The organism is Amycolatopsis sp. NPDC114484, assembly GCF_055633755.1.
Genome location: NZ_JBVKDQ010000033.1, coordinates 18,108 through 29,395, shown reverse-complemented (window position 1 = coordinate 29,395; position 11,288 = coordinate 18,108). Strand labels below are relative to the sequence as shown.

Annotated in this window: 10 protein-coding genes; 6 read left to right on the top strand and 4 right to left on the bottom strand. The window is 68.2% G+C overall.

Going from position 1 to position 11,288, the window contains the following annotated elements; genetic code table 11:
- Window positions 1-212: 212 nt before the first annotated feature.
- Window positions 213-1,394, top strand: coding sequence for an NAD(P)-dependent malic enzyme (locus tag ACZ7SW_RS41740; RefSeq protein ID WP_470235936.1), 1,182 nt, complete (start codon window positions 213-215; stop codon window positions 1,392-1,394).
- A 1,020-nt stretch (window positions 1,395-2,414) separates the two neighbouring features.
- Here the strand turns inward: ACZ7SW_RS41740 and ACZ7SW_RS41735 are convergent.
- The gene (locus ACZ7SW_RS41735; protein ID WP_470235895.1) at window positions 2,415-3,839 is read right to left on the bottom strand and encodes a bis-aminopropyl spermidine synthase family protein; all 1,425 of its coding nucleotides are present in this window, start codon (window positions 3,837-3,839) and stop codon (window positions 2,415-2,417) included.
- A 96-nt stretch (window positions 3,840-3,935) separates the two neighbouring features.
- Between ACZ7SW_RS41735 and ACZ7SW_RS41730 the strand changes: the two genes are divergently transcribed.
- Genes ACZ7SW_RS41730 through ACZ7SW_RS41715 form a run of 4 tightly spaced genes read left to right on the top strand, consistent with a single transcriptional unit; the run spans window position 3,936 to window position 7,304 of the window.
- Window positions 3,936-5,024, top strand: coding sequence for an ABC transporter ATP-binding protein (locus ACZ7SW_RS41730; RefSeq protein ID WP_470235894.1), 1,089 nt, complete (start codon window positions 3,936-3,938; stop codon window positions 5,022-5,024).
- Window positions 5,024-5,716, top strand: a complete 693-nt coding sequence (locus ACZ7SW_RS41725) for an ABC transporter permease (protein WP_470235893.1) — start codon at window positions 5,024-5,026, stop codon at window positions 5,714-5,716. The genes ACZ7SW_RS41730 and ACZ7SW_RS41725 overlap by 1 nt, the downstream gene beginning before the upstream one ends.
- The gene (locus ACZ7SW_RS41720) at window positions 5,713-6,417 is read left to right on the top strand and encodes an ABC transporter permease (RefSeq protein ID WP_470235892.1); all 705 of its coding nucleotides are present in this window, start codon (window positions 5,713-5,715) and stop codon (window positions 6,415-6,417) included. The genes ACZ7SW_RS41725 and ACZ7SW_RS41720 overlap by 4 nt, the downstream gene beginning before the upstream one ends.
- A complete protein-coding gene (locus tag ACZ7SW_RS41715; protein ID WP_470235891.1) occupies window positions 6,414-7,304 on the top strand; it encodes an ABC transporter substrate-binding protein in 891 nt (296 codons plus the stop codon). The genes ACZ7SW_RS41720 and ACZ7SW_RS41715 overlap by 4 nt, the downstream gene beginning before the upstream one ends.
- A gap of 270 nt (window positions 7,305-7,574) precedes the next feature.
- Here ACZ7SW_RS41715 and ACZ7SW_RS41710 read toward each other — a convergent pair whose 3' ends face one another.
- The 3 genes from ACZ7SW_RS41710 to ACZ7SW_RS41700 all read right to left on the bottom strand — a co-directional run bounded on the left by ACZ7SW_RS41710 (window position 7,575) and on the right by ACZ7SW_RS41700 (window position 10,653).
- The gene (locus tag ACZ7SW_RS41710; RefSeq protein WP_470235890.1) at window positions 7,575-8,102 is read right to left on the bottom strand and encodes a GNAT family N-acetyltransferase; all 528 of its coding nucleotides are present in this window, start codon (window positions 8,100-8,102) and stop codon (window positions 7,575-7,577) included.
- A 5-nt stretch (window positions 8,103-8,107) separates the two neighbouring features.
- Window positions 8,108-9,316, bottom strand: a complete 1,209-nt coding sequence (locus ACZ7SW_RS41705; protein WP_470235889.1) for an MFS transporter — start codon at window positions 9,314-9,316, stop codon at window positions 8,108-8,110.
- Window positions 9,317-9,414: 98 nt separating this feature from the next.
- Window positions 9,415-10,653: an FAD-dependent oxidoreductase gene (locus ACZ7SW_RS41700; RefSeq protein ID WP_470235888.1), complete on the bottom strand. Its 1,239-nt coding sequence runs from the start codon at window positions 10,651-10,653 to the stop codon at window positions 9,415-9,417.
- 150 nt (window positions 10,654-10,803) lie between these two features.
- Between ACZ7SW_RS41700 and ACZ7SW_RS41695 the strand changes: the two genes are divergently transcribed.
- Window positions 10,804-11,253, top strand: a complete 450-nt coding sequence (locus tag ACZ7SW_RS41695; protein WP_470235887.1) for a nitroreductase family deazaflavin-dependent oxidoreductase — start codon at window positions 10,804-10,806, stop codon at window positions 11,251-11,253.
- Window positions 11,254-11,288: the final 35 nt, after the last annotated feature.

Here is an 11,288-nt window from a genome sequence, read left to right as displayed (position 1 = left end):
CATCGCCACACCCCACGGATCGGATGGCCGCGCAGACGCCTCGCCGACAGGCCGGCGCTACCGCGCTGGGCTGCCGTCCGGAGGACGAGTTCCCACTCTCGACGTGCGCGTTCGCACGTTGACCAGGTGGTCCCCCGCTCGCAGTCCCAGGAGTACGTTCGATGACCCAGACCCATCCGCCCGCTTCCGTCATCCGCACGACAGGAACCCCGATGACCGACCAGGCCAGCACCGTCGCGGCCGTGACCGACGCAGAGATCTTCACCGGGCACGAGGGCGGCAAGCTCTCCGTGGCGGCGACCCGGCCGATCTCCGACCCGCGCGACCTCTCGATCGCCTACACGCCCGGCGTGGCGAAGGTGAGCCGCGCGATCGCCGAGGACGCGGCCAAGGCGAAGCGGTACACCTGGGCGGACCGGCTCGTGGCAGTGGTCAGCGACGGCACCGCGGTGCTCGGGCTCGGGGACATCGGCGCGAGCGCGTCGCTGCCGGTCATGGAGGGCAAATCGGTGCTCTTCAAGACCTTCGGCGGGCTGGACTCGATCCCGCTGGTGCTCGACACCACCGACGTCGACGAGATCGTCGAGACCCTGGTGCGGCTGCGCCCGTCGTTCGGCGCGGTCAACCTCGAGGACATCTCCGCGCCGCGCTGCTTCGAGCTGGAGGACAAGCTCAAGGAAGCGCTGGACTGCCCGGTCATGCACGACGACCAGCACGGCACCGCGATCGTCACCCTCGCCGCGCTGCGCGGGGCGAACCTGGTGCTCGACCGCGACATCGCCGGCGAGCGCGTCGTGGTGTCCGGGGCGGGCGCGGCCGGGGTGGCCTGCGCGAAGATCCTGCTCGCGGCCGGCGTCGCGGACGTGACGGTGCTCGACTCGCGCGGCATCGTGCACGCTGGGCGGGAGGATCTGAACCCGATCAAGCGACAGCTGGTGGAGACGACGAACAAGGCCGGGCTGACCGGCGGGCTGGCCGAGGCGCTGCGGGGAGCCGACGTGTTCCTCGGGCTGTCCGGCGCGACGATCGATCCTTCGCTGCTGCCGACGATGGCGGACGACTCGATCGTGTTCGCGCTGTCCAATCCGGACCCGGAGGTGCATCCGGCGGTCGCGGCGCAGCACGCGGCGATCGTCGCTACCGGGCGCAGTGACTTTCCGAACCAGATCAACAATGTGCTGGCCTTCCCCGGGGTGTTCCGGGGCGCGTTGGACGCTGGGGCCAGGGCGATCACGGAGAACATGAAGCTGGCCGCCGCGGAGGCGATCGTGGCGGTGGCCTCGGATGATCTTGGGCGGGACCGGATCGTGCCGAGTCCGCTGGATCCGCGGGTCGCGCCGGAGGTGGCCGCTGCGGTGGCCAAGGCTGCTGAGCGGGATGGCGTGACTGGCTGAGGTTTTTCTGGGAGGGCCCTCTGGCGTTGGTTGCCGGGGGGCCTTTCTTTTTGGGGTTGTTTTGGACTTTCTGGTCCATTTTTGGTTGCCGCGGTCGAGGGGCTTGGGGTGTTCGGGGTTGTGGATGTTGTAGCTGGCCGCGGAGCTGGGTGGTGCCGTATTTGGTTCTGCCTGGGTATCCGCGGGTGGCTCGGGCTCGGGCTCGGGTGGAGAATCCTTATTTGGGGTTGAGCGATTATGTGAGCAATTTGCGGGGTTGGGGGGGGCTGGGGCGGATCATGTTGTGGTGCAGGTGATTGCGGGAAGTGCTAGATGCGTCCTGGGTTGCCGGGGGTGTGGCTGCAGGTTTATGACGATGAGGTTGGTCGGGTTTGTCGGGAGTTGGCTGGGGTGTTGTTTTAGGGGGCGGCTCGTCGCCTGGCGGCGACATTGCGCCTCGTTGTTGCGGGGCACCCCGAAGCTGATTGTGATGACGGTCTGAGGGTGCTTGTCAAGGCGGGAAAGATGCCTTGACAAGCACCCTCAGACCGCATTTTGGCTTCGTATCGGGGTGCGGGGGTGGTGTGGGTGCATGGTTGGTTTGGTGTGCGGGCTGCGGTGGTGTGGGTGCTCGCTGGTTGGGCGCGCGGGACGCGGTGGCGCGGGGGTGGTGTGAGTGCGTTGGCTGCGGTTTGTGGGCGGGTCGCGGCTTGGTTGCATCGCGGCGGTGGACCGTTGCTGGTCGTGAGGGGAACCCTGAGGGACTCAGATTCCCTCAGGGTGGCCCTCACGGCTTTGGCTGGCGGCGGTGGCCGCTTGCGTGAGTCCAGGCGAGGTGGATTGCGCTGGTGAGGGGGACTGCTCGCTGGCCGTTCGATCAGTTCAATCTGGCCGCCGACCGCCTTCAGCCTGGCCGCCCGGCCGCCCTTCACCCGGGCCGCCCGACCGCCTTCAATCTGGCTGGCCGACCGCCTTCAATCTGGCCGCCAGAGTGCCTTCACCCTGCCGCTCAGGTCGCTTCGACCTGCCCGCCGCGCGGGTTTAGCCGGGGAGCAGTTCTGCCAGGCGGTGTCGTGGCACGTCCACCAGGCGTAGGTCGGCCAGTTCCGCGGGGACGTTCAGTGCGGCGTTCGCCAGCCTTGCGTGGGCTCGGGTCAGCAGTTCTGACGGGTGGTCGATCAGGTCGGCCGCGACGATTGCGTGGCGGTTGTCTGGGGTGCTGCGGAGCAGGCGCAGCTGGTACTTGTCCGCCACCAGCGACGTCAGGGCTGCTTGTGCGGCTGCGTCTGCCAGATCGGGGTGGTTGTTCGGCACCAGCAGCGCCAGGCGGCGGGCGTTCGTGCCCAGCAGGGTGCGTAGGAGCCAGGGGCCGGGATCTGCGGAGAGGTCCATGGCGACGGCGTCGCCTTCCGGGCCGGACGTGGCCCAGCCGACGGGGCGCGTTTCCAGGGCTAGGCCGCCTTCGGAGGCGATTTCCCGGGCGGCTGCCAGGAGGCCCGGTTTAGTCGCGGCCGATTCTACTGACTGCGGGCCGTGCGTGTAGATCGCGGAGCTTCCCTTGCGGGCGAAGGACTTTTTCGCTTTGGCGGTTGGCTGGCAGACGTACAGGTCCGCTGCGCTGCCGATTGCTTGGGCACCGGTGTAGCGGTTGAAGTCCGGGAGGATCGCTTCGAAGGTCAGGCCAAGGGTGGCGAGCGCGCGCTGCACCTGTGCGCCTAGGGCGGGGTGGCGCGGGCTGTAGCCGTAGGCCAGGAGGATTCGGCCTTCGGTGGGTTCCCGCAACGCTTGTACTGCGCGGGCGGCGAACAGGCCCATGCCTTCCGGCGTGTAGGGCGGATCGCTGAAGACCAGGTCTGCTTTGCCGGTGAGGGCGGGAGGCAGGCCGACGCGCAGGTCGGCGTGGGCGGTGAAGATGTTGCGTTCGCCGGTTGTGTCCAGGTAGGACAGGACGCGTTCGTCCAGGTCCACTACGGACAGTTCGGCTTCCGGGCACACCGCGCGCACGGCAAGGGAGGTCAGGTCGTGGTCGCCAAGGAACAGGACCTTGCTGCGGCGGAGGTCGTAGCGAGAGTTCAGCCACAATGCGCGGCGCAGCACCGTCTCCGGGGTCGCTTGCACGTGGTCCAGGGCGGCTAGCGGCGGCGGGACGGCGGCGATCCGTTCGGCCAGCATGGTGAGCAGGGCGGGCTGGGCGGCGACTGCGGCGTCGAGGGGGTCGGGCAGAGGGGGCAAGGAGTACGACGCGTAGGCCGCGCGCGATTGCGGGGCGATTCGGACGCCGGCGGGGGACCGTTCCAGGTCCGGTTCCAGCGCCGCCAAGAGGTCTTCGACGCTTCGGCGCGGGGCAGCGGTGAGCCGCACTAGGTCGGGCAACTCGTACGAGCCGCTGCGCAGCAGGCCTAGTACTTCGTAGAGCGGGCGGACGGCGGCACCGTGTGCGGCGAGGACGTCGTCTAGGGCGGTCACGGGGTCCGAGAGTAGTAGGCCACCCTCCGGGACGGGCTGCCAAGGCTGCGCGAGTGGGCTACCGTCGGACTCTGCACCGGACGTGGGGAGAAGTCTGTGACCATCGAATTCCGAGACGTCGTCAAACGCTATCCGGACGGCACGGTCGCGGTCGACGGTCTCTCGCTGACCGTGGAGGACGGCACGATCACGGTGTTCGTCGGCCCGTCCGGCTGCGGCAAGACCACCTCGCTGCGGATGATCAACCGGATGGTCGAGCCGACCTCGGGCTCGGTGCTGCTGGACGGCAAGGACGTCAGCGAAGGCGATCCGGCGGTGCTGCGCCGCGGCATCGGTTATGTGATCCAGCACGCGGGTCTCTTTCCACACCGGACAGTGCTCGACAACATCGCCACCGTGCCGCTGCTGTCCGGATGGGACAAACGCAAGGCGCGCGCCCGCGCGGCCGAGCTGCTCGAGACGGTCGGCCTCCCGACGGAACTCGGGAAGCGGTATCCGGCGCAGCTGTCCGGCGGGCAGCAGCAGCGCGTCGGCGTGGCTCGGGCGCTCGCCGCCGATTCGCCGGTGCTGCTGATGGACGAGCCGTTCTCCGCGGTCGACCCGGTGGTCCGGGAAGGGCTGCAGGACGAGCTGCTGCGGCTGCAATCCCAGCTGGGCAAGACAATCGTGTTCGTCACGCACGACATCGACGAGGCGGTGCGGCTCGGCGACAAGGTCGCGGTGATGCGCGTCGGCGGCAAGCTCGCGCAGTACGGCACGCCGGCCGAGGTGCTGCGGCATCCGGTGGACGACTTCGTCGCGTCGTTCGTCGGCCGAGATCGCGGGTATCGCGGGCTTTCGTTCCTTCCGGCGAGCGGCGTCGAGGTGTCGCCCGCCCGCACGATCGATCTCGGCAGCAAGGTCGATGGTCCGTCGCAGGGCTGGCTGCTCGCGGTGAACGACGGGAAACAGCCGCGCGGATGGCTGCCGCCAGGCTCCACTGTGGATGGTCCGTTGGCCGAAACCGACCTCGTGGCAGGCGGATCGCTGTATGTGCGGGGGACGCCGATCCGCGGGGCGCTCGACGCGGCGCTGTCGTCGCCGGCCAGCCTCGGTGTCGTCGTGGACGAGGAGAACCGCGTGCTCGGGACGGTGGTCGCGCACCAGGTCTTGGATGTAATCGAGGCCTCCCCGCAGGCGTCCTGATGGGCGGCTTCTTCGGCGAACTCGGCCGGTACCTCTCCAGCGCCAACAACCGCGACGAGATCCTCGCCAATCTCCTCGAGAACATCTATCTCGCGCTGGTGCCGCTGGTCGCGGGCATCGTGCTGGCGATCCTGCTCGGCTGGCTCGGGCATCGCTGGCGGCCCGCGCGCAGTGTGCTGCTGGTGGTGGGGAATCTGCTGTACACGATTCCGTCGCTGGCGCTTTTCGTGGTGATTCCCGGCATTATCGGCACGAAGATCCTCGACAGCGTCAACGTGATCGTCGCGCTGACGATCTACACCACCGCGCTGCTGGTGCGTCCGGTGCTCGACGCGCTGGAAGCCGTGCCACCGCACATCGTCGCGGCCGCCACGGCGATCGGATATCGCGAGCCGCGCCGGTTCTTCAGCGTCGAACTGCCGCTCTCGGTGCCGGTGCTCGCGGCCGGGGTCCGGGTGGCGTCGGTGAGCAATATCAGCCTGGTCAGCGTTGGTGCGCTGATCGGGACCGGAGCGCTGGGCGTTCTGTTCACCGACGGATTTCAGCGGGAATACTTCTCGCCGATCGTGGTCGGAATCGTGCTGACGATGGTGCTCGCGCTGATCGTCGACCTGCTGCTCGTGTCGCTGCGCAATCTGTTGACGCCTTGGGAGAGAGCGGGTCGCGCGCCGGCCGCGGAGGTGGCGGGATGATCGGCGACGTTTTCACCTGGTTCACCACCGCCGCGAACTGGCAGGGCACGGGCGGCATTCTCGCCCGGCTCGCCCAGCACGTCGGATACATCGCGCTGGCGCTCGTCATCGCGCTGGTGATCGCGATCCCGATCGGACTGTTCGTAGGGCACACCGGCCGCGGCGGCGTCGTGCTGGTCGGCGTCGGCAACGCGATCCGCGCGCTGCCGACGCTCGGGCTAGTCACGTTCCTTTTCCTGCTCTTCACCGAAAGCACGACGGCGACGATCATCGGCCTCGTGGTACTGGCGATCCCGCCGGTGCTGGCCGGGACGTACGCCGGTCTGCAGGCGGCCGAACACGATGTCGTCGACGCCGCGCAGGGCATCGGGATGACCGGCTGGCAACGGCTGTGGCAGGTGGAGGTGCCGATCGCGCTTCCCTTGGTGCTAGGCGGAATTCGCAACGCCGTACTGCAGCTGATCGCGACCGCCGCGGTGGCCGCGTACGTCGGTCTCGGCGGCCTGGGCCGGTTCCTGCTCGACGGACTGGCCATTTTGGACTACACCGAGGTCGTCGCGGGCGCGATTCTCACCGCGCTGCTGGCGATCGTGGTCGACCTGCTGCTCGCCGCGGCGCAGCGGGCGTTGGTGCCCAAGGGGGTCCGGCTGGCCGCGCAAGCGGCGTCCGGCCGGGCAGTGGCTGCGGGAGGAGCGGCGTGAAACGGTGGGGGATCCTGGTGGCCGGGCTGGCGCTGGTGGCGACAGCGTGCGGAAATCCGCTGTCCGGCGGGGGCGAGGGCGGCAGTACCGGGGACATCATCATCGGTGCCTCGGACGTCGGGGAAAGCTCTTTGCTGGCCCAGATTTATGCCGGGGCGCTGCGAAACGTCGGCGCGCACAACGTGACGGTTCGGCCGCCGGTCGGCAGCCGCGAAGTCGTGGTGAAAGCGTTGCAGGACAAGTCTTTGTCGGTGGTGCCGGATTACTCGGGAAACCTGCTGCGGTACTTCGACAAGAACACCGCGGCGACCACCTCGGAAGATGTCTACGCGCAGCTTAAGCAGAAAATCCCGACTGGGTTCGAGGTTCTCGCGCAGTCGCCCGCGCAGGACAAGGATTTGCTCGTGGTGGGCAAGGAACTCGCGGCCACCGGGGTGAAGACGTTCTCCGACCTCGGGCCGCGCTGCAAGGACCTGGTGATGGGCGGGCCGGGCCAGTGGAGCAGCCGGTGGAAGGACCGGATCAAGCAGCTGTACGGGTGCGAGTTCAAGGAAATCCGGACCACGGATACCGGCGGACCGGTGACGGTGGCGGCGTTGAAGTCGGGCGAGGTGCAGGTGGCGGACCTGTTCAGCACGTCGGCGACTATCGCGTCCAATGGGTTCGTGCCGCTGGAGGACGACAAGCACATGTTCCCGGCGCAGAACATCGTGCCGTTGGTGTCGCGGGGGACGTTGAATGCCGCCGAGACGGCCGCGCTGAACCGGGTTTCGGCGGCGTTGACTACTGAGCAGTTGACTGAGTTGAACGTGCAGTACACGGATGAGAAGCGGAATGCGAAGGATATCGCTGAGGAGTTTTTGCGGCGGAATGGGTTGAAGACTTAGCCGAGCGCGGTGTATTCGGCTGGCGGGCGGAGCAGGTCCGGGTGCTTGGCCCAGTAGTGTTCTCCGTGGATCCCAGGCCTCGTCGTGGAAGATCAGCCCGCGATACGGTGCGTCGGGTGGTTCGTAGGGGTATCGATCCAGGGCCGCTGCTTTGGCTTCGGCGGGGGTCATTCCGCCGTGGTGCTGCATGACCCAGGCGAAGTGACGACGTTCGTCTGCTAGGTACTCGACGTATTCGTCCTCAGTAATTGGCGCTCCTTCTCCAGAGGCTCAAAGCCGATCAAAAGCCGCAGCGTAACGGAATGCTCCTCGGTTCTCCGGGGCGTACGCCGCCAGTCGGAGGGCTTGGAAATGCGGGGCCCATTCCGGCACCGGTGGTGTGATGCCGAGCGTTTCAGCCAGTACGAAACCGAAGCGGGAGTAATAGCCCGGGTCGCCCAGCAGGATGATCAGGCCGTACCCGAGAGCGTTGGCGGCGCCGATCGTGGCGTGGACCAGGGCTGAGCCCGCGCCGCTGCGTTGGTGGGAGGGGTGGACGCCTAGCGGGCCGAAGCCGATGGCGGATTCTGGGTCGTCTCCCAGGTGGCCTGGGCTGCAGCAGGCGTGGCCGATCAACTCGCCGTCGCGGAGGGCGGCGAGTGAGAGAGCGGGGAGCAGATCGCCGTCGGCGGTTAGTTCGGTTACTAGTTTCGCTTCGGGGATTTCACCGGTGACGTCCGGGTTGTGGACACGGAAGGCCGCGGTGTGCACGGCATGGATCGCGGGTGCGTCGGCGGCGGTCGACTGGCGGATCTGCATGCCGCTCAGTCTCCCTGAGTGGCGGGCTGCGCGGAAATTGATTTCAGGGTTGGCCGGTCGTCGCGCATGAAGAGGAGGACTGCGGCTCCGGCCAGCGGTCCGGCGGCCAACGTGAGGAAGGCTGAATAGAACGAGCCGGTCGCGTGGAAGACCGGGCCTACGACGGCGGGCACGATTACGCTGCCCAGTTGCCAGAAGGCGTTCACGGCGCCAGCGGCGGAACCGGCTAGGCGGGGGCCGGTCAGGGCGGGGATCATGGCGGCGGTCAGTGGGCTGTAGGCGTAGGCGCCGATGCCGAGGATCGGGGCTACGACTAGGAAAGCGCTGTAGCTGTTCAGGGAGCCGAAGACCAATAACGCCGCGCCGAAGAGGATCAGGACGCCGATGATCGGGATTCGCCTGCCCAGGCCGACTTTGTCGGTGAGCCAGCCGATCAGGGGTTTGATGACTACCGCGGTCCCGGAGAAGATCACCAGGACGACACCGGCGCGCACCGGGTCGATGTGTTCGCCTCGGATCATCAGGGTGTTGGACCACGTGACGAAACCGTAGGTGCCCCAGAGGCCGCCGAAACCGGCTAATCCCAGTAGCAGCAGGTCGCGGTTGCGGAAGAGCGGGCGCGGATTGGGGAAAGCGCGGGTGTCAGTCGAGGGGGTGCCGTTGCGGATGAAGACCAGGCACAGCAGGCCGAGTACGACGGTGACTCCGCCGAAAAGGTGGTACGACACTGGCCAGCCGCTGTTCTTCACCAGGGTGGGCACGACGGCGTTGGCTACGACGGTGCCTAACGACGTCGCGGTCATGAAGACGCCGCTTGCGAGTCCGTGCTCCTCTGGGCGGAACCAGGTGGTGATCAGTTTCAGTCCGGCGGAGAAGTCGACACCGGCGAACAGGCCTAGCAGGGCTTGCAGCACCAGGCCCCAGGCGATGGAGGTGGTCGAGCCGAACCCGACCATCACCACACCCGCTACGAGGGAGCTGATGCCCAGGACCGCACGGCTGCCCAGCCAGTCGGACAGGAAGCCGCCCGCGGTGTTGGAGATGACGTAGCCGATGTAGTAGCAGGTGGCGAAGATCCCGAGCGCGGCCAGCGGGACGCCGAGCGAATCGCTGACTGCCGACGACGCCGGGCCCCAGGTCGACCGGTCTACCGAGGTCATCGTGAACACCGCCCAGCAGAGCAGCAGGACGACCCAGCGATAGCGGCTCGGCATGGGGGCTCCTTCGGCCTGGGGATGATCAGGGAAGGTTCCCGTTACCGGGCGCGGCGGGTCAAGCCGGGGCGCGGCTCGCTTCGCCCAGAGCCGGAGGGTCAGGCCAGGCCGTCTTGGCGGTGCAACTCGGCGCGGATCGCGCGGACGTCGTGGGCTCGGCCGTCGACGTACTGCGCGGCAGCGATCCCCGCCGCGTGCCCGGTCGCGAAGGCGGTGCCCATGACTCGGACCGAGGCGTACGCGTCGTCGTCGGAGCTGGTCAGGCGGCCGACCGCCCAGAGGTTCGCGGTGTCGGCGGAGCAGATCGAGCCGTAGGGGAGGTCGTACCAGCCTCGGTCGGCGATCGGTTCGTAGCGGGTGACGCCTGGCCCTGCGTGGTCTTCGATCGGCCAGCCGCAGCGACCGATGGACGCGTCCGGGCGTTTCCGGGCGGTCAGGACGTCGCGGCCAGTCAGTTGCTCGCGGCCTACCAGGTGCCGACCTTCGCGAATGCCTAGCTGCGGGCCGGTTTCTTCCAGGCGCGCGGAGGACCAGCCGGGCAGGTGTTTGCGCAATGCGTCCAGGTACTGCCAGGCCTGACGTCGCGCGTTGGCTTCATCGCGGCTGAGTGCGGCGGCGTTCAGGACGTCGGTTTGTTCGTCCACCAGCAGCGCGATGACGTTGCGGGTCAAGGGAAGGTGCACGGCGATGCCGTAGTCGCGGGCCAGCTGGATGCCGGTTTCTCGTTGGTACGCGGCGACTGCGGCGCGCAGGCCCTCGCGTGAAAGGTCAGCGTCTTCGGGGACGCCGGAGAAACGGCAGACGAGCGTGCTGGTTTGCCGGTCGCTCAGCGGCGCGATGCGGACGGCGGCTCCGGCCGCGGCCAGGAGCGCGCCGTCGCCGCTGGCGTCGATGAACGCGCCGGCGGTGACGCGTTCCAGGCCGCCGCGGTGGTGCAGTTCGACCTCGGTGACGACACCGTGGGTCCGCTTCGCGCCGATGAGCTTGGTGTGCAGGAGGACGTCCACGCCGGCGTCGGCGGCCAGTTCGTCGTAGACCAGTTTGGTGGTTTCCAGGTCGAGCAGGACGATCTTGTTGCCGGTCCAGCCCATCGTCTTTTCTTCGTAGGCGCCGCGCCGGCGCAGCCGCCGCAACACCTCGTCGCCGACGCCCCCGACGACCTGCTCGCCGGTCTGGTCGAAGAAACCGCACAGGGTCAGCACGGAACTGATCGTCGCCGCGCCGCCGAGGTACGGGTACTGCTCGACCAGCAGCACCCGCGCCCCGGTCCGCGCCGCCCCGGCCGCGGAGGCGATACCCCCAGCACCGCCTCCGACTACGACGACGTCGTAGTGCACTACAGCCCTCCTCGGGTGTTTGCCGACCAGTCAACTTGGTTCGGCCAGGGCGTCGCCACTGCCTTTCCGGCACCCCGGGCATAACCGGAAGGTATAGCTATGAAGTCAAGAAAGTATGAAACTCATACAAGTTGGCGTACGCTCGACGCCATGGACACCAAGGCAGCCGGATACCGGCGCAAGGTCAACACGATCAACCGGGTCATCACCGCCCTGCAGCGCGCGGGGCTCGCGTTCGGGCCGATGGAGCTGCTCACCGTCCCCGGGCGGCGCAGTGGCGAGCCGCGGACGTTTCCGTTGGCAGTATTGAAAGTTCGGGGCGAGCAGTACCTGATCCAGGCGTTCCCGAAGGCGGCCTGGGTGGCGAACGTGCGCGCGGCCGGGGCGGGGACGTTGTCTCGCGGCCGACGGTCGCGGCGGGTGCGGTTCGTGGAGGTGCCGGTCGCGGAGCGGGGGCCGGTGTTACGGGAGGTGGTGGCGGCCGGACCGGCGAGTGTGGGGCGGCGTTATGTCACGACGGGGCTGGCGGAGTCGCCGACGCCGGACGGGGTCGCGGCCGCCGCGGGGAGGATCGCGGTGTTCCGGGTGGAAGCTGCCTGAACAACGGCGAAGGCCGCCGCGGGAACGGATCCCGC